The sequence below is a fragment of the Bradyrhizobium elkanii WSM2783 genome (genome assembly GCF_000472865.1).
GTDB classification, from domain to species: domain Bacteria; phylum Pseudomonadota; class Alphaproteobacteria; order Rhizobiales; family Xanthobacteraceae; genus Bradyrhizobium; species Bradyrhizobium elkanii_A.
The window spans coordinates 26891-51616 of record NZ_AXAP01000012.1; the positions used below are offsets into that span (position 1 = coordinate 26891).

Consider the following 24726-nt stretch of genomic DNA (forward strand, 5'->3'; position numbering starts at 1 on the left):
CAGATGGCACCTCTACCGCCACTTCGTCAGCCTGCCCATGATCGGCTTGAGTAGTTGCGGCGCAAGATAGATCGGGAATTGCGATAGCGCGAAATAGAGCCATGTCAGGCCTGGCAGCAGGCCATCGGTGGCGGCGACCATCAGGCCCATGTTCCGCTGCGACACCATCAAGGCCAAGGAAAGCGCGCGCTCCATGCCGAAGCGGCGAAACACCAGCATGGTGCCGGCGAGCAGCGCAAAGAACACCGCAAAGGCAAGCAGCGTCAGCCCCAGCGCCTGCAGCGGTTCATGCCAGAAGCTCGGCGCGACCGGGCCCATGACCGCGCACACGAACACCAGGAGGATCAGGATGTTCAGGCCATCGATCGGCGCCTTGTGGCGCTCGATGGCGGCAAGCCCGAACAACCATCGGATGATCGCGGCGACCGCGAGCGCGCCGGCCAGGATCAGGAACAGTTTTGCCCCGAGAGCGACCGGCGACAATGTCAAGGCAGAGCCGAAGAAGAGATAGGCGAACAGCGGCGCGGTGAGCGGCACCAGCGCGGTGCCGGTCACCAGCGTGATCAGCACCAGCGTGGCGTCCAGCCCCATCAGCGCCGCGAGGGAGGGCGAAGCCATCATCGGCGAAGCCACCGCCTGCAGCATCAAGCCCAGGAACAGGTCCGGCGAGGCTGTGCCGAGGCCGGCCGCGCGCCAGAAGACGCCGGTCATGGCCGGGACCGCCAGCAGCGTCCATGCCGTCGCAGCGAGCACAATCGCAGGCCGGCGCAGATAGAGCCGCAGCGCGGAGATATCCACGCGCATGAACGAGATGCAGAGCAGGAGAAAGACGGCCTCCGTAACGAAGGGCCGCAAGGCTTCGCCGAGCGGCGGGATCGCGATGCCGATGAACACTAACGCGGCGACGGCGCGTGTACCCTGGCGGCCAAGCCACGCGAGCGGCCCGACGATGGCAGCAATGATAGCAGTCAAGGCAACAGGCATCGGCGTTCTCCTGATAGAGCCGCAGCACGGGGAGACCTGTTGAGACAAGAACACGCGCCCGCCGGACCGCGGCGGCACTCGTTCATGTTTTGCAGATGAGACAAGACGACGTGCCGCTCCTTAAAAGGAGCGCCACCAGCGCGACGCAGTGAAGGTCAGGCAATCGTCCATGGGTCTTGATTGGCATCGTGCGACGCCATTGGCAAGAGGCACAGTGTCGTCCTGGCGAAAGCCAGGACCCATAACCACAAGCGGTTGTTGTGGCGCGTGCAAGTGGTTGCAGCGGAGCACACTCCAAACACTTGTGGTTATGGGTCCCGGCTCAAGGCCGGGACGACAGCGTCATTGCGGCAGCGGAAGTGTTCAACACGGCCGCTTCAAAAACCAAACCGCCCGTCTGCTTTCGCAAACGGGCGGCTCAGGGCCATCAGGTTTTATGGGGGCACATCGCCTGAAGGCTAGCTCTCGATCTTATTCTTTGACCCGTTTTCTTCACGCGAACCGGTGCCCACTTCGCTTGAAAACGCTATGGCTTTAGCCCTGCTGCGGCGGGGGCTGGTCGTTCGGCGGAGTCGGACGCTGGCGATGCTGGTTCATGAAGGCGTCGAACTCTTCCTTGTCCTTGGCGTGGCGCAGACGGCTCAGGAATTCCTTGAATTCCTTCTGCTCCTCTTCGAGACGCTGCAGCGTCTCGGCGCGGTATTCGTCGAAGGCGCGGTTGCCGCTCGAGGGCGGACCAAAGCCCCAGCCGAAGCCGCGGCGCTCCATGCGGTCGCGCATGCGATCCATCTTGTACTGCATCCGCTCCATCTTGTTCTGCCAGCGATCCTGATCGTGGTGACTCCAGCAACCCATTCTTCTGCTCCCGAGTGTGAAAAAGAGGAGGGCGAGCCCGATCGGCCACCAAATGATGAAGCCGAGAATGGTCACGGCAATCCAGCCGGGGTGCCACGGGCTTTCGAACATGCGTGGGCGGTAGGGTTCTTCCACAGGGCCGCGCCATCGATTGACATCTGCGGTGTAGGCCATTTCCCTTCTCCATCACGGCATCACGCCGTTGTGAATGTAAATAACATTTACATACTTGGCCGATCCATTCCGAAAGTCAAGCCGACCCCACGGGGGTGCGACAAAATTATTTCGGCAATTTTATTTCGGTTTGCCCCAGGGACCGGCAGGCTTTTCGTCCAGCGGCTCGGGCGTGCGCTCGGTGGGGAAGCCGAGACCGCGCAGATAGATCAGCACTTCGGCTTCCAGCAGCTCTTCCGGCGTCATCGGCAATTTGCGACGCGCGGCGTCACCACGGCCGAACAGCGAAGCGACGCCGTGCGACATCGCCCAGATGTGCAGCGCCATCATCATCGCCGGCGGACGCGGCACGCCGGGCGGCGCCAAAGCCGCAAGCCGCTCCGCGGCGGCACGAATGACGGCAAAGGCGCGTTCGCTTGCGGCCATCAATGCAGGAGTTGTCTCGACCGGAACGCCGGATTCGAACATCGCCGAATAGAACGCGGGCTCCTCGCGCGCGAAGGCGAGATAGGCCTTGCCGACGCGCTCAAACGCGGTGATCGTATCCGGACGGCCGTCGTCCCAGGCCTGCGTCAGGAGCTGCTCGAACTGCTCGAAGCCGCGCTGGGCGATGCTCGACAATAGTTCGTCGCGGTCGCGGAAATGCCGATAGGGCGCGGCGGGGCTGACGCCGGCCATGCGCGCGGCATCGGCGAAGGTGAAGCCGGCCGGCCCCTTCTGCGAAATCAAGTCGAGCGCCGCCTGCAGCAAAGCCTCTTTGAGATTGCCGTGATGATAGCCGCGCTCGCCGCGGCGCTGATCCTTGCGCCAGCTCATGTGAAAAGCTCTTACATGAGCCGGATGCAAAGGTCACTAGCGCCGAGGGCGCAACTTCGCGTCATTCCGGGGCGGCGCGCAGAGCCGAACCCGGAGTCTCGAGATTCCGGGTTCGATGCTATCGCATCGCCCCGGAATGACGGCGGTTCGTAGCCCGGGCGGAGCCAACGGGTCGCGCGAACGCGCGCCCGATGACAGGCTCCGCGCAACCCGGGACGGCTGTGTCCGCGTTTACGACCGCCCCGGGTTACGCTGGCGCTTCACCCGGGCTACGGGGCCGGCGGCGAGATCAACGGACCGGGATCGGAAGGACCGGCATGATCTCCACGGACTCGCCCGGGAAGATCGCGAAATGCGGGTGGTTCTCGAACATTTTGGCGGCGGCCTCCTGCGAGGCGGCACGCACCACGGTGAACCCGGTCAACAGGTTGGTGATGTCGGCGATGCCGTTCGCGTCGACCTTCTTGGTCTTGCCGAGCGGGCCGCCCATCTCGACGATCACGCCCTGATGCTTTTCGACCCAGGCGCCCCACGCCGCCATCCCCTGCTGCTCCTTGGCGCGCCGCTCGGCCTCCGGCAGCGCGCGCCAGGCCGTCATTCGCGCGCCGTTCATGCTGCCGAGATAGACGGCGAGGAACGTATCGTTGCTGCTCATGTGCTTCTCCCTTGCGTTGAATTGACGATCGGTGCGTGGCTCAGCGGTGCGCCGAGTCCCGCTGCAGTTCTTCGAAGCCGGCGGCTGCCTTCTGCACCTCCTCTGAGAAATCGCTCATTTCCTGCACCTGGCGAATCTCGATGATCTCGTTCTCGCTGGCCGGGCATCGCTTGGCCCATTCGATCGCCTCCGCACGCGAGGCCACGTTGATCATCCAGTAGCCGCCGAGCACTTCCTTCGATTCGGTGAACGGACCGTCGGTGACCACAGGCTTGCCGGTCGCGAAAGAGACGCGGGCGCCCGCCGACGGCGGATGCAGGCCGTCCAGCGCGATCAGGACGCCGGCGTCCTTCAGCGCCTGGTTGTATTGCATCATCGCTTTGACGCGTTCGGGATCGAGGTCGATCTTCGGCGGCGCGGTCTCGAAGCCGAGCGGGATCATCAGCATCATGAATCGCATGGGTGGTTCCTTGTGGTTTGGGGGATGTCATTCCGGGGCATCGCAACGCGATGAGCCCGGAATCCATTTCTCAGCTTGCGCATGCGGTCCGATGGATTCCGGGCTCGTCCTTCGGACGCCCCGGAATGACGGCGAGGGCTACCTTGTGGCGACCTGGGCGCGTAGGCGCTCTTCCTGCTCGCGCAGTTCGGGGGTCAATGCCTCGCCGAAATCCTCGGTGGAGAACACCTGCCGGATCTCGATCTCGCCGTCCTGGAACGGGGCGCGCTTCATCCAGTCGATCGCTTCATCGAGCGAGTTGGTCTCGATCAGCCAGAAGCCGGCGACGAGATCGTTGCTCAAGCTGAACGGTCCGCGGCTGACGCGGGGCTGCCCGCCGTCATAGCTGACCCGCGCGCCCTTCGCGCTCGGATGCAGGCCCTCGCCCGCCTGCATGACGCCGGCCTTGACCATCTCCTCGTTGAAGGCGCCCATCGCAGCCAGAAGTTCCGTCGAGGGCATCACGCCGGCTTCGGTGTCCCGGCTGGCCTTCACTATCACCATGAATCGCATCGTCTCGCGCTCCGTTAGGGGGTCACTTATCGGTCACTTGTCTTCAGGCACTCGCAGATAAGACGAACCGGGTTTTGCCGCACCGACAGGTCCCTGCAAAATTATTCTGGAGGTCATTGCGGCAATTGGGCGCGGGCGGCATGCCCACCCTACGCGCCCTGCTTGACGAATTTGCCATCCTGATAGGTGGCGCCGAAATAGACGTCGATGCGCTTCACCTTGTCGCCGTCGAAGGCAAAGAACTCGGTATTGCGGAAGCTGTTTCCGTCCTTCGCCACGCAGCGATAGGTCACGAAGGCCTCGTCACCTTTGACGAAGATCCGTTCCAGCTCATGGCTCGCGATCCAATCGCTATCGCGCCAGCAGCGGGCGAAATAGGTCGGCTTGTCCAGATTGTCGTCATACGGGCTGGTGAAATGGAAGTCGTCGGTGAAGGCCGCCTCGACGCCTTCGCGGTCGTTCGCCAGATAGGCGGCGAAGATCGCGCGGATGATCTCGGCTTTGTCGATGGATGGCATTCAGCTCTCCTTTGGCACCATCTTGAGATAGGGCTCCGCCTCCTTCATCACCCGCGCGAAGGACGGGCGCGCTTTCAGGCGCTCGAAATAAGCGCGAAGATTCTCGTGCTCGTCGCCGAACGGCATCACCATGTTGCCGTAGAACAGAGGCGGCGCGGCGGAGCAATCGGCCAGGCTGAACTCCTTGCCCGCAGCCCAGCCGCCCGACGCCATCTGCCCGTCGATGATGCGATAGGAGCTGCGCAACTGCGCCCTCGCCTCCTCCACGCCATGCGGATCTCGCCTGTCCGCGGGCCGCAGCCGGTCGCCGATGATCTTCTGCATCGGCAGGTGCACATACAAATCATAAAAGCGGTCGCGCAGCCTGGTCTGCCGGGCGCCATCGGCGTCATCAGGAATAAACCTGGTGGCAGCTCCGTAGTGGCGGTCAAGATAGTCGATGATGATGCTGGATTCCGGCACGACCTGGTTCCGCGCATGGTCCTGCAGCACCGGGAAGCGCCCGATCGGCGACAGTTTCAACAGCGCCGCGCGCTCGGCAGGATTGGAAAGGTCGACGGGATTGGGCGCGAACGGGACGTCGTTCTCATAGAGGGCGATGAGCACCTTCCAGCAGAACGACGACAGCGGGTGATAGTGCAGCGTCAGCGACATGGAAACTCCTGTTGCCGGCGGCCGGATGTGCCGCCACAGGGAAGACGAAGCAGGGCTCAGGGCGCCCGACATCGCCGGCGGATTTATTTCGCGGCCGCAGACCTTGCTTTCGCCTGGTAGACGGCGCAACAGGAACCAATATCGGAAAACGTTGGAACATCCATGACTTCATCTTCGCAGAAGGTCGCGCTCGTCACCGGAGCGGCGCGCGGCATCGGGCTTGCCACCGCCAGGCGATTTCTCGCCGAGGGCTGGCGCGTAGCGCTCCTGGATATCGAGCGCGAATTGCTGAACGAGGCGGTCGCGAGCCTCAAACAGGCCGAGAACACGCTGGCGCTGCCTTGCGACGTCTCCGATGCCGCTGCTGTCGCTGCGGCGGTTGCCGCGGTGGAAAAACGCTTCGGCCGGCTCGATGCGCTCGTCAACAATGCTGGGGTTGCGGTGTTCGCGCCGCTGCTCGATACCTCGGACGCCGACTGGAGCCGGATCCTGGCGGTGAACCTCACCGGACCGTTCCTTTGCGCCAAGGCAGCCGCGCCGCTGATGCGCGAGCATGGCGGCGGCGCCATTGTCAATATCACCTCGATCTCGGCGGTACGCGCTTCGACGCTGCGCTCGGCCTACGGCACCAGCAAAGCGGGGCTAGCGCATCTGACCAAGCAACTCGCGGTCGAGCTCGCCTCGCTCGGCATCCGTGTCAATGCGGTGGCGCCTGGCCCGGTCGACACCGCGATGGCGAAAGCGGTGCATACGGCCGCCATCCGCGCCGATTATCACGACGCGATCCCGCTCAACCGCTACGGCCTCGAGGAGGAACTGGCGGAAGCGATCTTCTTCCTCAGCTCCGAGCGCGCAAGCTACATCACCGGGCAGATCCTCGCCGTCGATGGCGGCTTCGATGCCGCCGGCATCGGATTGCCGACGCTGCGCGGAGAAGGGCGGAACGGCTAGGGGCGCCGGTTGACCGCGATGACGCGCCAGCCAGTGGCCAGGCGATCGATCCGGGTGAGCGACAGCGGATCGATCACGAACCGCAAGGCGTTCTCAGCCTGAAGGGCGAGCGCGAGCGCGAGCACGGCGCGGATCGTGCCGGAATGCACGACCAACACGGCATCGCCCGCCGGCAGCGATGCCAGCCCCTCTCTCGCGCGCGCGATCTGATCGACGAAGCTTTCGCCGCCGGGCGGCCGGTTGCTCGCCGGCGATCGCCAGAACGCGTGATAGGCATCGCCGAGCTCAGTCACGAGATCGTTGTGACGCCGCCCGGTCCAGGCGCCGAAATCCTGTTCACGAAAGGCGGCGTTCTCGACCGCTGCGAGCCCGAGCGCGGCCGCGGTCTCCCGCGTGCGACGCGCCGGGCTGCAGGCCGCGAACGCGCCTTGCGGCAGCCTTGCCTTCAGCGCGGCAAGCGCCGCTTCGTCACCGAGGTCGGCCGGCGCGTCCGGGCCATGGATGACCCCTTTCGGCCCATCGACGGGCACGTGCCGGATCAGCCACAGATTGGTTTCGATGTTCATCTTGAAGCCTGAGCCAGCCTTGCGGCGAGCAGCATCATGCGAAGGAATCGCATGTAGTTCGATAGCCTAGACGAAGCTGCATGACAAAATCTTGCCGCATGCGACGCCGCTAAATATGCGAGGAGAACGAGGAGATCGGGGAGCCAGCGGATGTCAAGGGCGGTGATCAAGGCGGCTTTGATCGCAGCGGCGCTGCTCGGAGCAAGTTCGTTCGCGCGCGCCGAGGTCCGCATCCTGGCAAGCCCGGGCGGACAAGTCGAGCCTTTCATCGAATTGTTCGCGCGCGTGCGCGCCTCCGGCGAGCGCGTGGTGATCGACGGGCCCTGCCTGTCGGCCTGCACACTGGTGCTCTCGATGGTTCCGAACAATCGCATCTGCGTGACGCGGCGCGCCGTGCTCGGCTTCCATGCCGCGCGTTCGGTCGACAGGAGCGGGCGTTTCTATGCCGAGCCGGAGGCCTCCGAGGCGGTGCTCGAGGCCTATCCGGCGCCGGTGCGCGGCTGGATCGTAAGCCACGGCGGATTGACGTCGCGGCTTCTACTGTTGCGCGGGCGCGACCTCTCGGCGATCTATCCGCGGTGCCGATAGGTCACATTCCTTCGGCGGGGCAGTTCACCATCCAGGGGATGCCGAACTGATCGACGCACATGCCAAAGCCCTTGGCCCAGAAGGTCGGCGTGAAGGCCATGGTCACGGTGCCGCCTTCCGCGAGCGCCTTGAACTTGCGTTCGCCGTCGGCGGGGTCTTCCACGGTGAGAGAGACCGCAAAACCCTGCGGCTTGTTGAAATATTCCGGCGGCGAATCGGAGGCCATGATGATCTCGCCGTCGATCGTGATCTTGGCGTGCATGATCTTCTTCTTCCAGTCCGGCGCGACGGGCATCGATTCCGGCGCCTGCTCATGGGTGAGCATCGCCTCGATCTTCGCGCCGAGCACCTTCTCATAGTATTTCAGCGCCGCTTCACAATTGCCGCTGTAGAACAGATAGGGATTGACCTGCATGGCTTGCTCCTTGGGTTTGAGGGCAGTAGCGGAAAACTATTTCTTTGAAGATTTGGCGCCGCGCGGTTGGCTGTCGCGGATCAGGCGGTCGAGATGCATGCGGATGTGAGCGGCCTCCGCGGTCGTGTTGGCAAGCGCGATGGCGCGGTCGAAGGCGACGCGGGCCTCGTCATTGCGGCCGAGCTGCATCAGGAAGGCGCCGCGGACGCCGTAGAAGTGGAAATAGTTCTGCAGCCGCTGGGCAAGCGGATCGATCATCTCGAGCGCCGCTTCCGGCCCGCGTACCTTCGAGACCGCCACGGCGCGGTTCAGCGTCACCACAGGCGAGGGCTGCATGATCTCGAGCGCGCCGTAGAGCAGATCGATCTGTATCCAGTCGGTGTCTTCGGGCTTCTCCGCGCGCGCATGCAGTGCGGAGATCGCGGCCTGCACCTGGTAGGGCCCGCTGCGGCGATGGCGCATCGCCTTGTCGATCAGCGCCAGCCCCTCGGCGATCAAGGTCTGGTTCCACAGGCGGCGATCCTGGTCCTCGAGCAGGATCACGGCGCCGTCGGCATCGAACCGCGCCGCAGCGCGGGCGTGCTGCAACAACAACAGCGCGGTCAGCCCCATGATCTCCGGCTCGCTCTGGAACAGGCGCAGCAGCAGCCGCGCCAGCCGGATTGCTTCTTCGCAGAGGGGGCTGCGGATCTCGGCGGTGTCGCCGCTCGCCGAATAGCCCTCGTTGAAGATCAGGTAGATCATCGCCGCGACGGAAGCGAGGCGCTCGCTGCGTTCGGCCGCACCCGGCGCCTCGAACGGCACTTTCGCCTCCGCCACGCGCGCCTTGGCGCGGGTGATGCGCTGCTCCATCGCCGCTTCGCTGACCAGAAAGGCGCGCGCGATCTGTTTCACCGAAAGGCCGGAGACGATGCGCAGCGCCAGCGCGATCTGCTGCGTCGGCGGCAAATCGGGATGGCAGCAGATGAACAGCAGCCGCAGGATATCGTCGCGATAATGCGAGCCGTCGAGCCGTTCGGCGAGTGCGTCCTCGGCGTCGTCGAGATCGGAGATCGCCTGGTCGTCGTCCGGTAGCGCCTCCTGCTTGCGGCTGCGCCTGATATCGTCGATCCCGACATTGCGGCCGACCATGATCAGCCACGCCGCGGGATCGCGCGGCGGGCCGTTCTGCGGCCAGCTCTTCAGCGCGCGCAGGCAGGCGTTCTGGTACGCCTCCTCCGCCCGGTCGAGATCGCGGAAATAGCGGAGCAGCGCGCCGACCGCCTGGGGTCGCGCCGAAGTCAGCGCGGCGTCGATCCAGGCGGTATCGGTCACGGCTGAACACTCCCCGGGTTGAAAACCCCGACGGGCCTGATCTCATAGGCGCCGCCCGGATTGGCCGCGCCGAGGTCGCGCGCGACGTCGAGCGCCTCGTCGAGATTCTTGCAGTCGACGACATAGAAGCCGAGCAGCTGCTCCTTGGTCTCGGCAAAAGGACCGTCCAGCACCAGCGGCGGATCGTCCTTGCGCAGCGTGGTCGCCGCCGTGGTCGGCAACAGCCGCGCCACCGGCCCAAGCCGGCCCTGCTGGGCGAGCTTTTCCTGCACGACGGATAGTTTCTTCATGACGGCCGCGTCCTGTTCCTTGGTCCAGGAACCGACCATGTCCTCGTCGTGATAGCAAAGGATGGCATACAGCATGCGTCAGGCATCTCCGTTGTGTTGAAGACGAACGATTATGCCCGCAGCCGACAACACTTAGAAGAAATTTTGAGAAGGGGTGAGTTCCGCACCGCGCCCGCCGTCATTGCGAGCGGAGCGAAGCAATCCATGCCTCCACGAGTGGCGAGATGGATTGCTTCGCTCCGCTCGCAATGACGCGGGGCGGCAGCATCCGCATTTCGCGGCAATACCAAGTGCCTTGGCTTCGTTGTCGCGCCAGCTGCGCGTCGGCTTTCTCAGAGTCTCCCCTTGATCGGTGGCAGGAGAGTATGCGACCGATTTGGTTCGTTATGTGATACAGGTCACGTTGTTGGCGAGGGGTTCAGGAATGACGAAAGGCGCGTTGGCGTTGCTGGTACATGGCGGCACCGAAAACTGGTCGCCGGTACGGTGGAAAGCCCGGTTCGACGAAGTCTGCCGGGACAGGCGCGTGCTGCTGTTACCCGATGCGGGCGCCGATCCCGCTGATGTGCACTACGCCGCGGTCTGGAAGCCGCGCCCGGGCGAACTTGCGGCGTTTCCGAATTTGCGCGTGATCTTCAATCTCGGCGCCGGCGTCGACGCGCTGATGGCGGATGCCTCGTTGCCCAACGTGCCGCTGGTCCGCGTCGCGGTGTCCGATCTCACCGGCCGGATGACGGAATATGTGACGCTGCACGTGCTGATGCATCACCGCCAGGAACTGTACTTGCGCCAGTCGCAGCGCGAGAAACGCTGGGCGCCTCGGCATCAATGGGCAGCGGGCGCGATCACGGTCGGCATCATGGGAATGGGCACGCTGGGGGCCGACGCGGCGCAGGTGCTGCGGGCGATCGGCTTCCGCGTGGTTGGCTGGAGCCGCAGCGCGAAACAGATCGACGGCATCGAATGCTTTGCCGGGACAGAACAACTCGGCGCCTTCCTGCAACAGACCAACATCCTGGTCTGCCTGCTGCCGCTGACGCCGGACACGCGGCACGTGCTCAACCGCGAGGTCTTTGCCCAGTTGAATCGCAACAGCCCGATGGGCGCGCCGGTCCTGATCAATGCCGGCCGCGGCGGATTGCAGGATGAGGTCGACATTTTGCGCGCGCTTGACGACGGCACACTCGGCGCCGCCTCGCTCGACGTCTTCGAGACCGAACCGCTGCCACCGGACAGCCCGTTCTGGAGCCATCCGAAGGTGGTGCTGACGCCGCACAATGCGGCCGACACCGATCCGGACGAGATCTCGAAATATGTCGCGCGGCAGATCGAGCGCTATGAGGCCGGCGGCGCGCTGGAGCACGTGGTCGACCGCAGGCGGGGGTATTAGCGCAACTGTCGCGCCGGGCTTCAGTTATTCAAGAACGTAGGTGTCGCGAGAAGCGTCGCTTTCGGAGGGAAAGCTGACGTGCTGCGAACCTGACAACATCGATGCCTTTGATCCCTTCCGGACATTTGAGGGCTGGCAATCGTGGCTCGAGGAGCGCATAAAACCTCAATGACTGGGACTCGTCATCGAGGGTGCAGGTGCGGCGCTGTTTATAATCGCTCCGAAGCCATGGCTGAGAGCCGTGAGATCGGCAGCTTCGAATGTGCCGTTTGCGGAGCAACGATGGAGACGTGGAATACGGCGTGGGTTCCGAAATATCGCCTGATCGCAGGTCCGGTGAGGCCGCCTGAAAAATAGAACGACCGAGCGCGAGCGCCTTTAGGAACCGGGTTAACATACGATCGTTGATCGCTCAGTTAGCCTTGCTGACGATTGGTCACAATGACGCGGTATTAGCCGTGAGCGGAGCCGCATTGCGCAGATCGTCCAAAGCAGTCGATGCATTGGGAAAGTAGGGCCGCCTCAGTTACCAGCCCTCGTTCACTTCGTTGAATGTCAACTTCCGGCTCCAAGGCGCCCGTAATGGACGAGCTTGAGTCTGGAGCGTCATCATCTTGCGCAAGGGATAGCTCCCGCTTCCCTGTTCAGTCGGAACCCATCGGGAGGACTGCTCGTTGGTTTTCTGATTGTGCCGAGGCGCGGGCCGCCACGGCCACTCTGTTTGCAAACTGAAAGGTCCGATGAGAAAACCGGTAAGCCGTTCCACCCAAGCTCAGGTTGCAGGCTTTAGTCCTTCGGAATCATTGCTGAGGGCCATCGTAGCATGGATAGATGAGCAGGAAGACAAGCCTGGCTTGTCCGAGGCGATAAGCCGCCTGGTGCAACTGGGACTTACGTCGCACGCCGATCAGGATCGCCAGAAGCAGAGCGCTCGCAAAATGGCTGGCGACACGATCGATAGCATGGGCGACACAACGACGACGGCAGATGATCGGGCAGTGCGCAAGCGTGATCTGCTCGACGGCCCCAAGGAGTTCGACCGCGTGCGAATTGATCGCCCCAAGCGTAGTAAGCCGACCCGACGATAAGCCGAGCACCTCGAAGCCGCTGACATTGGGCGACTGAAGATCACCAGAAACAAGGAGGAGACGCATGAGACAGCATTCCCCATCGGATGCAGCCAATGAGGCGAATAATCTGTTCAAGCAGACCGAGAACAAAGTCATCACTGAGTACGAAAAGGCCGAACAGGCGTTCCATGCAAATCGGGAGCGGCTGAAAGCTGAACGGTTGGCCAGGGAAGCGGAGCGACGAAGCCAGCTCGACAGGGCGCCCTAGATGTCGCATTTCTAATTTGATGACGAGTCGCTTGCCGCAGACGAAGAAGGCCTGGGGTTGACCAGTCAAAGGGCCGCGGGGCAGTGTGTTGCCGATATCGAAGGAGCTTGAAACGTTGACGGGTATCGATAGCTTGCCACGGAAGCGCGGGACGAACGAAGCCTCGTCTCCAGGGCGACATTGGTCTGCGAAAGGGTCCAGGCATTCAATTGAGATCGCGAAAAGCGGTCTTGCAAACCTAGTCCGGCCTGACAACTAGAGCATCGAAAGTACGACAATCCCGTCTTCGAGCTTGCCTGAAGCAAGACGCGCCCGCGCCATACGCTCGAATTCTGTTCGATGCTTCTGCAGATAGCTGAAGGCCTGCTTCTGCGTACTGAATGTCGTCGCTAACCGGCACATTTGTCGATTTGCGCCGAACGCGAGAAAGAAAGTGATTGTCCCGCCGCCGTCCGACCTGGCTCTACGCACGACCCGCGCTCTCTGGCATGTGATCGGCCCTCCCAATTTTCTTCGCCGTTGGCCCTGGTTGCAGGTCGCTAAATCCGCGGCTTCCTTGGGCGCTTCTTCGGCGCAGGCACTGGAGGCAAAGCTACTCGAAGGGCTGCGTCAGCTGCTTCCTTGGCCTCACGCGTCTCTCGAAGTCGCGCCATGTTCGTGCGAACTTCGATCGCATGCCTTTCGACGTCTGCCAATGCCCGCGCCCCCTCTTCAGCGGCCAGGCGCTTGCGATAGGAACGCGCAATGCCTTCGGGGGATAGCTCTGTCGGCTTCTTCGCGCTCATCGCTCACCGGGCTCCACAACGGACAAAACCCGCTCAATCCGAGGATCGAGCGGGCAGAGGGTCCGTTTCAGTACATCCGTGAAACGGCGCCGACAATATCAAGCCAGCGAGAGGTTCTCAGCGCTGACCTTGCCTCGCATCTTGTCGGTCTTGATCTCGAAATTGACCTTCTGACCCTCGCCGAGTCCGGAAAGGCCAGCCCGTTCAACAGCGCTGATGTGAACGAACACATCGTTGCCACCGTCGTTCGGTTGGATGAAACCAAAGCCTTTTTGGCCATTGAACCACTTAACAATACCTGTAGTCATTTTCTTCTCCAAAGCGCGCAAGCGCATGCCGCGCGACAACCGCGCGGTTATCTTCAACTTCGTCGATGTCTTTGGAAAAGGAGCCCGCAGGCGCATTCAACAAGGCACAGCGGCTAATCGAACAACTCCAATATACATCACTTTTCGGAATTTGCAAGGAGGGAAGCCAACTTGTTCGCCCAGCCAATTCTGGTGCTCCGATCAGAGAGGCTTTGAGTGAGTCTGTAGGCCTGCAAGAATAGACTTCCTTGATTGACAGTGGTCAACGAGAGTGGTGACGTTGATGTCACCAAGCTGCATCGCTGTTGCAAGCAGATCAGCACGTCGACTCCGGTGACGAATGTCGCCGCCGCCATTCTCAAAATCGCAATGAAGCTCCTGCGCATTTGACTGCCTGCACGGAAGTGTCGCATTCGCAGCCACAAGCAAGGAGATTCAATTGCAGGTACTCGTCACAGACAACAATGTTGATGGCGGTCTCGGCGAGCGGGAGCGGCCCTGGGATCTCCCCTGCGATCAAAGACGCTAGGCTGCGCGATTAAGAGCCAATGCACGCCGTCAAAGGAGCGCCGCATCACGCGCTGGGAGCATGAGCATGTGGTCGAGGAGGTCCAGAGACGGCTCGATTCCAATCCTGACGCCATGCGGACGCGGCGCGAGACGGTCGAGCATCCCTTCGGCACGATCAAAGCCCGTATGGGTGCGACCCACTTCCTGATGAAGCACCTACGGAATGTAGCCGCTGAGATGGCGCTGCATGTTCTCGCCTATAACCTCACACGGATGATGAACATCGTCGGCAAACCGAGCCTGATTGCAGCCATCCGCGCTGCCTGAAGGTCGGAGAGTGCGTCCAAAAGCGCAATACCACGTCGCATACCCACTTTAGCCGTCATTGGACGATCCGACGCGAGAACAGCGGCCGCCTGCAATGATTGGCGACTACGGCCGCATGCCGACCTATCCGTTTGGACACAACCAAGACCCTTAGCGGACCTCAATACTGGAGTCGCCGAAGTCCGCGTCCAAACGTAGAGCGAACCAGTGTTCACGCGTTGCTACCAGCACAGCTATGGGTCGTAAGCTCGCGCCAGATCTTCCCCGCTCACTACGGAAATAGTTCTACGCATCGAAGTTCGGTTACGGTTGAAACATTGCATCTTTCCTGAACTCAGCGGACTGACCAAGTCTCTGGTGAAGATCAATGTGACTTGCGTTCTACCTCGGCTCCCAGGCCACTCCTTATCAGGGGCCGCGCAGCATCGTAATCGTTCGACTTGACAGGAATAACCCCAATGAGCGGCAACGATCGATTTCGATCTACCGAAGATACCCTAGACACGGCTATCGTCGGCGCCGGGGTTGGCGGCCTCTACACCGCGTGGCGCCTGCTCGGTTGCGGCCAGCCTCCCGGCGGCATGGCGGTGTTCGAGGCATCCGCGCGCGTCGGCGGTCGCCTGCTCAGCGTGACCATGCCGGGGACCACCGGCATCGCCGCAGAATTCGGCGCGATGCGCTTTCTTTCCAGTCACGCGCTCATCACCTCGCTCGCGGCAAAATTCGGTCTCGGGATTCGCGAGTTCACCACGGGCAACTCGGAGAGCATCTTCTATTCCCGGGGCAAGCAGTGGCGTGCCGGCGACATCGCAAAGAAGCAACCCCTCCCCTACGGGCTGCGCCCGGACGAACTCTATCTCGATCCGTTCGAATTGATCGTCAAAGCCGTCCGACGGGTGATGCCTTCCATGAAGCACCTGTCGCCCGACGAGTGGGCGAAGATGCAAGAGTCGCTCACCCTCGACGGCTTTCCGCTGATCGACTGGGGCTTCAGCAATCTGCTCGGCCGATTTCTATCCGATGAGGCGCTTCAGTTCATCGAGATGGGAATTGGCTACAGTGCAGTCGTAAGCAACTGGAATGCCGCCGACGCATTGTCGTTGGTGATCGAGTATACCGGCAGCCCGACCGAGAAAACTCTGGTGGACGGCATGCAGGCCTTGCCGAACGCGCTTGCGGCCGCCGTCATGCGCGAAGGCAGCACCATTCATCATCAGCATAGGTTGGTATCACTGCGCACTCCGGCCCAGACAGGCGATGGTCTGCACGAACTCGTCTTCACGACGCCTGACGGACCGCGCGCCGTTCGTGCGCGTCGTGTCGTACTTGCGCTGCCGCGCCGGGCGATCGAGATCATCGACGACTGCGCTGTGTTGAAAGAGCCACCCATCGCAGCTCTGCTTGCAACCGTGACGCCGCGCCCGCTTGGCAAGGTCTTTCTCGCTCATCAGCAGCCCTGGTGGCGTTCGCTCGGTCTGACCAGCGGACGGGCGACCACCGACCTGCCGATCCGGCAGATCTATTATTTCGGCACCGAGCCCGACCGGCCGGCAGGCGCGACAGGCCACCTGACCATGGGCTATTTCGATCGTCCGCAGCTCGATTACTGGGCTGGCTTGCGGCGCCTGGAACAGCCGGGCGCCAGCGGATTCACCATGCTCGATCCTGACGGCCCCGTGGCGACAGAAGTCCGTCGCCAGATCGGCGTCGTGCACGGGCTCGATCAGCCCGTGGCAGCGCCGCTGTCAGTCGGCTTCATGAACTGGGAAGAAGATCCGTACGGCGGCGCCTGGCACACCTGGAATCAGGGCGTGAAAAGCTGGGAAATCATGAAGAAAATCGCATCTCCGGTGCCCGGAACGGCGCTTCACATCGTCAGCGAGGCATGGTCGACCAAGCAGGGATGGGTTGAGGGAGCGCTGGAGACTGCGGAAGCCGCGGTGGGCACCATGACGCGCATACCCGCAAACTGAGGCCCTCCCTCTCTCGGGATGCGATCTGCCGGAAGTGCATAGTCGCGGTCAGGCCACCTTTAATAGGCTGAAGAGCAAGTGGCGGAAGGCTCGCGCGGATGCGCTCGCTGCAGGGTGCGCTCCGAGAAGCGCTTGGTATTGCAATCGGCAACAGTTCGAGGAAGGGAACAGATCATGAGTATCCGAAAGACCGTTTGGATCGGCGTACTCGCGCTGTTCGCTGCCGTGCTGGCGGCGACCGCACCACCGGCGGCCGCACAGCAGCAACGGCCGCCGAACATTCTTGTCATCATGGGAGACGATATTGGCTGGTTCAACATCGGCGCGTACCACCGCGGAATGATGTCCGGCAAGACGCCAAACCTCGACAAGCTGGCGTCCGAAGGCATGATGTTCACCGACTACTACGCCGAAGCGAGCTGCACGGCAGGACGCGCCAACTTCATTACCGGCGAGTTACCGATCCGCACGGGGCTAACGACCGTCGGTCAGGCTGGTGCCGATGTCGGCATCCCGGACCAGGCCGTGACACTGGCCACCGCGCTCAAGTCGCTCGGCTACGCAACGGGGCAGTTCGGCAAGAACCACCTCGGCGATCTCAACAAATATCTGCCGACAGTGCACGGCTTCGACGAATTCTTCGGATATCTATATCACCTTGACGCGATGTCTGATCCGTACTGGTACTCGTTCCCCGCCAACCAGGACTACTACAACAAGTATGGCCCGCGCAGCCTGATCCACAGCTACGCGACGGACACGGACGACCCCACCGAGATGCCGCGCTGGGGCAAGATCGGCAAGCAAAGGATCGTCGACGAGGGGCCGCTGCCGCCGTTCCCCGACATGTCGAACGTGCCGAATATGCATGATCTGCCATTCCTGAAGGCGAAGTACGACATGACCACCATCGACGAGGAGTTGGTCAAAACGTCCAGTGACTTCATGGATAAGGCCAAGCGCGACGGCAAACCCTTCTTCATCTGGCACAACCCGACTCGCATGCACGTCTGGACATTCCTGTCGAAGAAGTACAGCGCGATGCAGAACCACGACACGAACTACGGTCTCGAGGAAGCCGGCATGGCCCAGCTCGACGACAGCGTCGGCGCCCTGCTCAAGCATATCGATGACATCGGCGAAACCAACAACACCATCGTCATCTTCACGACGGACAACGGCGCCGAGGTATTCACCTGGCCGGACGGCGGCATGACCCCGTTCAAGGCCACGAAGGGGACGAGCTATGAAGGCGGCTTCCGCGTGCCGGCCATCATTCGCTGGCCGGGCCGCGTCAAGCCGGGCTCGGTCGAGAATGGAATCTTCTCTGGGCTCGATTGGTTCCCGACACTAACCGCTGCGGCGGGCAACCCGAACATTACCGACCAGCTCCTTAAGGGCGTGACGCTGGAAGGCCGCAGCTACAAGAACCACCTCGACGGTTACAATCAGATGGATCTGCTGACGGGCAGCGGTCCCTCCGTTCGCCATGAGATATTCTATTTCGCCGGCCCGCATCTCGGTGCGCTTCGCCACGATAACTTCAAGTTTCAGTTCTTCCAGCAGCCTTATGGGTGGCCGGGAGAAAAAGACACCACCGACATGCCAACCATGGTCAACATCCGCCAAGACCCGTTTGAGCGGACGCCGTCAATCCGCGGCGAAAGCCTGAACAACATGGGCGGAGGTTATATGAATGATTTCATGGCCCGCGAATTCTGGCGCTTCGTGCTTGTTCAGCAAGAGGTTGCCAGATTGGCGCAAACGGCCATCGACTTCCCTCCAATGCAGGCGCCGGCGAGCTTCAACCTTGAAGCCGTCAAACGGGAAGTCGAGCAAGCCATCAAGGCACATCACGGGCAGTAGTTGGCTCTATCGTTCAACACGCGGGCGCTCTTCCAAGAGCGCCCGACACGATGAGACCGCGAGCACATCTCGTGCATGGTTGGGAAGCGCCCGCATTCCTGCCTGCGCAGCTACAGGTCTATGTTACTTGCTCCCTTCGCCGGAGCGGCTTTCGGGAGGCTCTTGAGCTGGGAGAGCGCGGAGAAATGCTTTGACCACCGCGGCGGCGTTGTCCGACGCCAGGTGTTCGAGCTCGTTCTCCGTATTTTCGCCGGCATCGCCGCCAGCGAGATCCGACAGGCCGCGGAAGGCTATGAAGGGGATATGGTTCGAATAGGCGACATGGGCGACTGGCGCACTTTCATTGTCAACCAGGCTCGCCTTGAAAGTATCGTAAATCCACTTGCGGAATTCGGCATTGTCAATGAACGCCGGACCGGAGACGCCGGCACCTCCGACGACGACACGGGGACGTGTGGTTCCGCAGACATCCCGATTAAGGCAGGCCTTCAGCTCGACTTTCGGCGCGACCGAGCGTGCAATCTCCAGCATGGTCGGATCGACGTCAAACCAGAACCGCTTTTCCGGCTCGCGCTCACCCGGATGAGCAATTTCGACCGCGCGGGGGAAAATCATGCCGTAGTTCGGCAGCGTCTTGCCGAGCCAGTTCGGTATCGACCAGCGGGCTCCGTCTTGCCGGGCAAACACAGATTCGAGATATTCAGACCAGCGATCGGCCACGACGACATCTCCTGGCGAAAGACTGGGGTTGATGCCGCCGGCAATTCCGGAGAAGACGATGCGCCTGATCTTGAAATGATCAATCGCGCCCTGCGTGGTCATGGCGGCGTTGACCATTGACACGCCGCTGAGGAAAAGAACGACGTCTTTGCCTTCGAGGCGACCGACGATGTAGGTCACGTCAGCTATGATCTCGGTCCGGGTCGCGTTCATTGCATTCTTGAGCGCGAGCCATTCGGGGGTATAGGCCGAAATGATCGCGATCCGCGGCGTGGGGTCGACCTGCTCGGCCGCGGCTGCGCGATCCGTCAGCAGCGTCAATGAGGCCAGCAGCAGTAGCGCAAGCCACAAGGCATTCCGCCGCCGCGGCCGACTGGCGGCCGCGTTACTATCCGGTCTCGAAGAGAGTTCTTGCACGAGCGCGCTACGAACAATCTCAGCGGTCGCTCGCGTTAGGCTCCGTTGTGTAGTGATCGGCCTTGATGGAACGAGGCCAGGGCACCAGCATCGCCACTCGCTCGCGATACTGCCGATACTGATCGCCAAACAGCGCGATCAGATCGCGCTCCTCCAGGCTGGCGCCGACGAAAATGTAGGCTGTTGCGACGGCCGCGAATAGAAAGTGCCCAGCCGTCATTGTTGGCGTCGACCAGAACGCGATGATGAAGCCCAGATAGAGCGGATGGCGTACCAGTCTATACAAAAATGGAGTCTTGAAACGAGAGCCAACAGCGCTGACCGCCGGATCTGCGAACACCTGCTTCAGACCGAATAGCTCAAAGTGGTTTATCTGAAAGCTGGCGAACAGCACGATCAACCAGCCGAACAGTGCGAGCCCTGACAGGGCGATGGCGGCGGCCGGATCAGCAACACGCCAGATGATCGCTGGAATCGGGCGCCATTGCCAAGCCAGCAAGATCAGGACCAGACTGGCGAGAAGGACATACACGCTTCGCTCGATTTCATGTGGAATGAACCGGGTCCACCACTGCTTGAATGACCTGCGGGCCATCACGCTGTGTTGGAGAGCGAAGAGCGACAGCAACAGAAGATTGATGATCACCGCCTCGAGCGTTGGCGTAGCGGGCCCTTGGTCGATGTCTTTCGGCACGACGGCACCGAAGACAAAGCCGATCATATAGAGAATCGTGCCGAGGAAGGTTGCGTAGGCAATCAGACCGAAACAGATTGAGGAAATTCGGGCCATTTTTTCACCTTTCAGAGAGGGAGATGTTTTGATCATCTCGCACCGCTCGCATCGCATGGCGAAGGATGGAGGGATGAGGTGACGGCGCTATTTCATTCCTGATTTAAACGATTGCAGACGTAATATTAGTCGTCGCACACCCCAGTCTGTTCAAAAAGGCATTGCGCCGGGCATCGCGAATTAGTCGGACTATGCCGCGCTAGCGGCACACCACCTCGATGGCGCCGTTGACGAGGGCTTCCAATTCCTCGCGCGAGACGCGGGCGCGGGCGCGGAGCGCGATGGTGTGCAGGGTGGCGGAAGCAAGCCGCCCGAGCGTGGCGATGTCGGCGGTTGCCGATAGCTCGCCCTTCTCCTTGGCGCGGCGGAAGCACGAGGCAAAAGCCTTGTCGAGCTCGACGAAGCCTTCGAGCGCCAAGGCGCGGATTTCGGGATCGGCGACCGCATCGGAAGCCGCCGTCACTACTGTGAAGCAGCCGCGCGGGGAATCGCCGGAAAGATAGATGTCGAGCGCCACCGCATAGATGCGCGTCAATCGTTCGCGGATCGGCAACTCCTCGCGGAAGATGTCGACCATCGCGGTGCGCGCATCGTCGCGGTAACGCTGATAGCTCTTGATGTAGAGCTCGCGCTTGTCGCCGAACGCGCCATAAAGGCTCGGCCGGTTCATGCCGGTCGCGGCACTGAGATCGTCGAGCGAGGTCGCTGCAAAGCCGCGCTTGCGGAACAGGTCGAGCGCCTTGCCGAGGGCAACGTCGGGCTCATAGGCGCGCGGCCGGCCGCGCCGCTTCGGCTCAGCGGCGTCAGCCTTTTTGCCAGCCGACGGTGTGGCAGCAGATGGCAGCCTCTTCTTTTTTTGTACCATTTCGCAGAAAATTCCTTGACCCAAACCATATTATGCAGAACAGTACAAAAATCAACAGGAGGCCCGGCCACCGGGCCGAACCGCCAAGGAGGCACCCATGGAGCTTTATTTCTCGCCGCTCGCCTGCTCGATGGCGACCCGCATCGCGCTGTATGAAGCGGGCGCAAGCGCCGACTATCTCGAGGTCGATCCGAGGAGCAAGGTGGTGCTGAACGACGGCTCGGATTTCACAGAGGTCAATCCGCTCGGCCTGGTGCCGACGCTGCGCACCGATGACGGCGCGGTGCTGACCGAGAACGCCGCGATCCTGCAATACGTCGCCGACCGCTTCCCAGAGGCCAATCTCGGCAGCGGCGCCGGCATGGAGCGCAGCCGGCTGCATCAATGGCTCTGCTTCATCGGCACCGAACTGCACAAGGGCCTGTTCGTGACGCTGCTCGACAAGAAGGCGCCGCAGGACGCGAAGACCTATGTCGTGGAGAAGAACCTGTCGCGGCTCGACTATCTCGAAAATTATCTGAAGGGGCGCGACTACTTGCTCGACCATTTCAGCGTGGCGGATGCCTATCTCGTCACCGTCATCAACTGGACCATGGCGACGCCGCCGGTTGACCTCGTAAAATGGCCGACGCTGAAGGCTTATTACGAACGCCTGCGCGCGCGGCCTTCGGTGGCGAAAGCGATCGCGGAGGAGTTCGAGCTCTACAAGGCCGAAATCGCGCGCCACAAGGCTGCGGCGTAGTACGCTCGTCGTCCCGGCGAACGCCGGGACGACACCGAATCTGTGGCACGATCTTCACACCACATCGGCCTTCAGCAAGAGCCGCAGCGATTTCGGGATCGGCTGCGCCCTGCCCTGGCTGATGAAGGCGACGCGCACCTGCGCTTTCACCAGCACTTCCTCGCCGCGCCGCACTTCCTGCGCCAGCATGATCGAGGCGCCCTTCACGGCGACCGGCCAGGTCACGACGTCTAGCACATCGTCCATCCGCGCCGGCCGCAGGAAATCGATCTGCATCGAGCGCACGACGAATGCAAAGCCCGGCGTCTCCACCTCGGTCTCCGCAAACAGCGCATGCTGCTCGGCACCCATCAGCCGCAAATGATTGGTGCGGCCGCGCTCCATGAAGCGCAGATAGTTGGCGTGATAGACGATGCCGGAGAAATCCGTGTCCTCGTAATAGACGCGGCACTGCATGTGATGGCGGCCGTCGCGGATCTCGCCGTCGAGATGAGCTGTCACTTGCGAACCTCGATCGTCTCGCTGGGAAGATCGAGCTTTTGCGCAAAATCCGCGCCACACGCAAGCGCGTATTACGCCACGGCCGGTCCGGGCTTGCCGAGCGTCACCAGCACGATCTCGGGGGGAACGCCGATGCGGAACGGCATGATGCTGCAGCCGAGGCCGCCGGAGACGATGACGTCGCAATTGGTGCGCAGGTGGCCGTAGGCGAGCTCGACGCCCTGCCGCGGCGGCACCGCGGGCGACCAGCCGAGCACGCGGACCTGGCCGCCATGGGTATGGCCGGACAATTGCAGCGCCACGCGTGAGGGGACGCGCAGCGCGACGTCAGGCTCGTGTGCCAGCAGGATGACCGGCGCATCGTCGGTGACTTTCGCGAGCGTCGCGCCGAGATCGTCGACGCCGATACGGCGCACGGGGCGGAAACGCCGTGCCGGCATATAAGCGAGCTGATCGCCGAGGCCGGCGAGCCAGAACGGGCGGCCGGCCTTGGTCAGGCGCTTTGCATCGTTCTCGTAGACCGGAATGCCGTTGGCCTCGAGCGCGCGATGGGCCACCGTCAGCCCCTGACCCTCGCGCTGCACGGTCTTGTCGTCCCAGTAATCGTGGTTACCGAGGATCGCGTGCACGCCGAGCGGCGCCTTGAGGTTCGCCAGCACCGCGGCCCATTCGCTTGCCGGAATGAAGCGGGTGACATGGCGGTGGCCGGCGACGTAGTCCCCGAGCATGACGATGATGTCGGGCTCAAGTGCGTTGGTGCGCGCGACGATCGTCTCGATGCGCTCCAGCGACATCCAGGGATCGCAGGCGTGCAGGTCCGCGATCACGGCGATCTTCAGCGGGAAATCCGCCGGCCATCGCGGTGGGGTGAGATGGTATCGCGTGACGCGGAGCCGCAGGACCGGCTCGACGCCGAAGCCATAGGCCGAGGTCGACGCCGTGAGGGCGGTGAGGCCGCCGATGGATCTGAAAAATTGACGTCGTGAGAACATGGGGACAATCGGTGATGCCCCTCGTTGATGGGGTCCGATTGGAGCGGAATTGCGGTGCGTTTGTGCAGATTGTCAGGGGGTCTGCTGCACGAGGATGTGATGAGACACGTCGCCGTAGCCCGGGTGGAGCGAACGCGTAACCCGGGACTCCTGCACCAACGTTCAAGAGCGGCCCCCGGTTACGCTGGCGCGTCACCCGGGCTACGACGATCGAAGATCAATCGTCGTCGTTGCCGAACAGGCCGAATTGCGAGGGATCGCGCGTGGGCTCGGCGAGGCCGAGGTGGCGGAAGGCATGCGAGGTGAGGAGCCGGCCACGCGGCGTGCGCTGCAGGTAGCCGCACTGGATCAGGTAGGGCTCGATGATGTCCTCGATCGCATCGCGCGGCTCCGACAGGGCGGCGGCCATCGTCTCGACCCCGACCGGGCCGCCGCCATAGTTCATCGCGATGGTGCTGAGATAGCGGCGGTCCATCGCATCTAAGCCAGCGGCATCGACCTCGAGCGCGGAAAGCGCGTGGTCGGCGATGGCGCGGTCGACCGACGTGGCGTCTGCAGCCGAAGCAAAATCGCGCACCCGGCGCAAGAGGCGGCCGGCGATGCGCGGCGTGCCGCGGGCGCGGCGGGCGATCTCATTGGCGCCGTCAGGGCTCATGCCGATGTTCAGCACGCGGGCCCCGCGGGTGACGATCTTCTCCAGCTCCTCCTCAGTGTAGAAGTTGAGCCGGATCGGAATGCCGAAGCGGTCGCGCAGCGGATTGGTCAGCAGTCCGGCGCGCGTGGTGGCGCCGACGAGGGTGAATTTTGAAAGCTCGATCTTCACCGAGCGCGCGGCGGGCCCCTCGCCGATGATGAGGTCGAGCTGGAAATCCTCCATCGCTGGATAGAGCACCTCCTCCACGGCGGGACTCAGGCGATGGATCTCGTCGATGAAAAGGACGTCGCGCTCTTCCAGATTGGTGAGCAGCGCGGCGAGATCGCCAGCCTTTGCAATGACCGGGCCCGAAGTGGCGCGAAAGCCGACGCCGAGTTCGCGCGCGACGATCTGCGCCAGCGTGGTCTTGCCGAGACCCGGGGGGCCGACGAACAGCACGTGATCCAGCGCCTCGCCGCGCTTGCGTGCGGCCTCGATGAAGATCGAAAGGTTCTTGCGTGCCTGCGCCTGGCCGACGAAATCGGACAGCGATTGCGGACGCAGCGCGGTGTCGCCGACATCATCGGCGCGGCGTTCGGGAGTGACGATGCGGGAGGGCGGGTTCATGTCGTCAATTCCGTGACGATCGCAGCGATCGTAGGGTGGGCAAAGCGCGCATCCTTCCCTTCTCCCCTTGTGGGAGAAGGTGGCGCGCATGCAATGCGCGACGGATGAGGGGTTGTCGCGGCGGGCAAGCTGCTCGCGGAAAGAAACCC

At 62.6% G+C, this 24726-nt stretch carries 29 protein-coding genes and 1 pseudogene; 8 read left to right on the plus strand and 22 right to left on the minus strand.

Annotated features, from left to right (window positions below):
- Window positions 1-12: 12 nt before the first annotated feature.
- From YY7_RS0113250 to YY7_RS0113285, 8 genes are all read right to left on the minus strand, one after another.
- The gene (locus YY7_RS0113250) at window positions 13-984 is read right to left on the minus strand and encodes a Na+-dependent transporter (protein ID WP_028163672.1); all 972 of its coding nucleotides are present in this window, start codon (window positions 982-984) and stop codon (window positions 13-15) included.
- Between the two features lie 534 nt (window positions 985-1518).
- Complete coding sequence (locus YY7_RS0113255; RefSeq protein ID WP_028163673.1) at window positions 1519-2013, minus strand: DUF2852 domain-containing protein; 495 nt, start codon at window positions 2011-2013, stop codon at window positions 1519-1521.
- Between the two features lie 120 nt (window positions 2014-2133).
- Entirely contained in the window at window positions 2134-2829 is a 696-nt protein-coding gene (locus tag YY7_RS0113260; RefSeq protein ID WP_028163674.1) for a TetR/AcrR family transcriptional regulator, read from the minus strand.
- 289 nt (window positions 2830-3118) lie between these two features.
- Window positions 3119-3484 (minus strand): YciI family protein, encoded by a 366-nt coding sequence (locus YY7_RS0113265; RefSeq protein ID WP_028163675.1) that lies wholly within the window; start codon window positions 3482-3484, stop codon window positions 3119-3121.
- A 40-nt stretch (window positions 3485-3524) separates the two neighbouring features.
- On the minus strand, window positions 3525-3944 hold the full coding sequence (locus YY7_RS0113270) for a YciI family protein (RefSeq protein ID WP_028163676.1): 420 nt from the start codon (window positions 3942-3944) through the stop codon (window positions 3525-3527).
- A 138-nt stretch (window positions 3945-4082) separates the two neighbouring features.
- The gene (locus YY7_RS0113275) at window positions 4083-4496 is read right to left on the minus strand and encodes a YciI family protein (protein ID WP_028163677.1); all 414 of its coding nucleotides are present in this window, start codon (window positions 4494-4496) and stop codon (window positions 4083-4085) included.
- A gap of 149 nt (window positions 4497-4645) precedes the next feature.
- Window positions 4646-5014, minus strand: coding sequence for a nuclear transport factor 2 family protein (locus tag YY7_RS0113280; RefSeq protein WP_028163678.1), 369 nt, complete (start codon window positions 5012-5014; stop codon window positions 4646-4648).
- The gene (locus tag YY7_RS0113285) at window positions 5015-5668 is read right to left on the minus strand and encodes a glutathione S-transferase family protein (RefSeq protein ID WP_028163679.1); all 654 of its coding nucleotides are present in this window, start codon (window positions 5666-5668) and stop codon (window positions 5015-5017) included. It lies immediately after the preceding gene.
- Window positions 5669-5830: 162 nt separating this feature from the next.
- Between YY7_RS0113285 and YY7_RS0113290 the strand changes: the two genes are divergently transcribed.
- Complete coding sequence (locus tag YY7_RS0113290) at window positions 5831-6619, plus strand: SDR family NAD(P)-dependent oxidoreductase (protein WP_028163680.1); 789 nt, start codon at window positions 5831-5833, stop codon at window positions 6617-6619.
- Here YY7_RS0113290 and YY7_RS0113295 read toward each other — a convergent pair.
- Entirely contained in the window at window positions 6616-7185 is a 570-nt protein-coding gene (locus YY7_RS0113295; RefSeq protein WP_028163681.1) for a histidine phosphatase family protein, read from the minus strand. The two genes, YY7_RS0113290 and YY7_RS0113295, sit on opposite strands and share 4 nt — an antisense overlap.
- Before the next feature lie 150 nt (window positions 7186-7335).
- Between YY7_RS0113295 and YY7_RS0113300 the strand changes: the two genes are divergently transcribed.
- A complete protein-coding gene (locus YY7_RS0113300) occupies window positions 7336-7773 on the plus strand; it encodes a hypothetical protein (RefSeq protein WP_028163682.1) in 438 nt (145 codons plus the stop codon).
- A 1-nt stretch (window position 7774) separates the two neighbouring features.
- Here YY7_RS0113300 and YY7_RS0113305 read toward each other — a convergent pair whose 3' ends face one another.
- The 3 genes from YY7_RS0113305 to YY7_RS0113315 are packed head-to-tail and all read right to left on the minus strand — an operon-like array spanning window position 7775 to window position 9867.
- Window positions 7775-8188, minus strand: coding sequence for a VOC family protein (locus YY7_RS0113305; protein ID WP_028163683.1), 414 nt, complete (start codon window positions 8186-8188; stop codon window positions 7775-7777).
- A 36-nt stretch (window positions 8189-8224) separates the two neighbouring features.
- Window positions 8225-9502, minus strand: coding sequence for an RNA polymerase sigma factor (locus YY7_RS0113310; protein ID WP_028163684.1), 1278 nt, complete (start codon window positions 9500-9502; stop codon window positions 8225-8227).
- On the minus strand, window positions 9499-9867 hold the full coding sequence (locus tag YY7_RS0113315) for a YciI family protein (protein WP_028163685.1): 369 nt from the start codon (window positions 9865-9867) through the stop codon (window positions 9499-9501). The genes YY7_RS0113310 and YY7_RS0113315 overlap by 4 nt, the downstream gene beginning before the upstream one ends.
- A 349-nt stretch (window positions 9868-10216) precedes the next feature.
- Here YY7_RS0113315 and YY7_RS0113320 point away from each other — a divergent pair, with 349 nt between their 5' ends.
- On the plus strand, window positions 10217-11182 hold the full coding sequence (locus tag YY7_RS0113320; protein WP_028163686.1) for a 2-hydroxyacid dehydrogenase: 966 nt from the start codon (window positions 10217-10219) through the stop codon (window positions 11180-11182).
- A gap of 800 nt (window positions 11183-11982) precedes the next feature.
- Here the strand turns inward: YY7_RS0113320 and YY7_RS0113325 are convergent.
- A complete protein-coding gene (locus YY7_RS0113325) occupies window positions 11983-12336 on the minus strand; it encodes a hypothetical protein (RefSeq protein ID WP_028163687.1) in 354 nt (117 codons plus the stop codon).
- On the opposite strand from YY7_RS0113325, the gene YY7_RS0113330 reads away from it, so the two are divergent.
- Window positions 12335-12520, plus strand: a complete 186-nt coding sequence (locus YY7_RS0113330) for a hypothetical protein (protein ID WP_028163688.1) — start codon at window positions 12335-12337, stop codon at window positions 12518-12520. The genes YY7_RS0113325 and YY7_RS0113330 overlap by 2 nt on opposite strands.
- Before the next feature lie 255 nt (window positions 12521-12775).
- On the opposite strand, the gene YY7_RS63050 is transcribed toward YY7_RS0113330, so the two are convergent.
- The 3 genes from YY7_RS63050 to YY7_RS0113345 all read right to left on the minus strand — a co-directional run bounded on the left by YY7_RS63050 (window position 12776) and on the right by YY7_RS0113345 (window position 13613).
- Window positions 12776-12991: a hypothetical protein gene (locus tag YY7_RS63050; RefSeq protein WP_028163689.1), complete on the minus strand. Its 216-nt coding sequence runs from the start codon at window positions 12989-12991 to the stop codon at window positions 12776-12778.
- A 68-nt stretch (window positions 12992-13059) separates the two neighbouring features.
- A complete protein-coding gene (locus YY7_RS63055; protein ID WP_028163690.1) occupies window positions 13060-13305 on the minus strand; it encodes a hypothetical protein in 246 nt (81 codons plus the stop codon).
- A gap of 98 nt (window positions 13306-13403) precedes the next feature.
- On the minus strand, window positions 13404-13613 hold the full coding sequence (locus YY7_RS0113345; RefSeq protein WP_028163691.1) for a cold-shock protein: 210 nt from the start codon (window positions 13611-13613) through the stop codon (window positions 13404-13406).
- Window positions 13614-14144: 531 nt separating this feature from the next.
- Between YY7_RS0113345 and YY7_RS51510 the strand changes: the two are divergent.
- The 3 genes and pseudogenes from YY7_RS51510 to YY7_RS0113365 all read left to right on the plus strand — a co-directional run.
- A pseudogene (locus YY7_RS51510) lies at window positions 14145-14450 on the plus strand (transposase); the annotation flags it as partial.
- 458 nt (window positions 14451-14908) lie between these two features.
- Complete coding sequence (locus YY7_RS0113360) at window positions 14909-16423, plus strand: flavin monoamine oxidase family protein (RefSeq protein WP_028163693.1); 1515 nt, start codon at window positions 14909-14911, stop codon at window positions 16421-16423.
- Window positions 16424-16597: 174 nt separating this feature from the next.
- Window positions 16598-18289, plus strand: a complete 1692-nt coding sequence (locus tag YY7_RS0113365) for an arylsulfatase (RefSeq protein WP_028163694.1) — start codon at window positions 16598-16600, stop codon at window positions 18287-18289.
- 123 nt (window positions 18290-18412) lie between these two features.
- On the opposite strand, the gene YY7_RS51515 is transcribed toward YY7_RS0113365, so the two are convergent.
- The 3 genes from YY7_RS51515 to YY7_RS0113380 all read right to left on the minus strand — a co-directional run bounded on the left by YY7_RS51515 (window position 18413) and on the right by YY7_RS0113380 (window position 21081).
- Window positions 18413-19360 (minus strand): 5'-methylthioadenosine/S-adenosylhomocysteine nucleosidase, encoded by a 948-nt coding sequence (locus YY7_RS51515; protein WP_051396689.1) that lies wholly within the window; start codon window positions 19358-19360, stop codon window positions 18413-18415.
- An 85-nt stretch (window positions 19361-19445) separates the two neighbouring features.
- A complete protein-coding gene (gene mddA, locus YY7_RS51520; RefSeq protein WP_051396690.1) occupies window positions 19446-20216 on the minus strand; it encodes a methanethiol S-methyltransferase in 771 nt (256 codons plus the stop codon).
- A gap of 199 nt (window positions 20217-20415) precedes the next feature.
- Window positions 20416-21081 (minus strand): TetR/AcrR family transcriptional regulator, encoded by a 666-nt coding sequence (locus YY7_RS0113380; RefSeq protein ID WP_028163695.1) that lies wholly within the window; start codon window positions 21079-21081, stop codon window positions 20416-20418.
- A gap of 97 nt (window positions 21082-21178) precedes the next feature.
- Between YY7_RS0113380 and YY7_RS0113385 the strand changes: the two genes are divergently transcribed.
- A complete protein-coding gene (locus YY7_RS0113385) occupies window positions 21179-21823 on the plus strand; it encodes a glutathione binding-like protein (protein ID WP_028163696.1) in 645 nt (214 codons plus the stop codon).
- Between the two features lie 54 nt (window positions 21824-21877).
- Here YY7_RS0113385 and ybgC read toward each other — a convergent pair whose 3' ends face one another.
- From ybgC to ruvB, 3 genes are all read right to left on the minus strand, one after another.
- Entirely contained in the window at window positions 21878-22279 is a 402-nt protein-coding gene (gene ybgC, locus YY7_RS0113390; RefSeq protein WP_080663688.1) for a tol-pal system-associated acyl-CoA thioesterase, read from the minus strand.
- Window positions 22280-22395: 116 nt separating this feature from the next.
- Window positions 22396-23316: a metallophosphoesterase gene (locus tag YY7_RS0113395; RefSeq protein WP_028163698.1), complete on the minus strand. Its 921-nt coding sequence runs from the start codon at window positions 23314-23316 to the stop codon at window positions 22396-22398.
- A 217-nt stretch (window positions 23317-23533) separates the two neighbouring features.
- Window positions 23534-24577: a Holliday junction branch migration DNA helicase RuvB gene (gene ruvB, locus YY7_RS0113400; RefSeq protein WP_028163699.1), complete on the minus strand. Its 1044-nt coding sequence runs from the start codon at window positions 24575-24577 to the stop codon at window positions 23534-23536.
- Window positions 24578-24726: the final 149 nt, after the last annotated feature.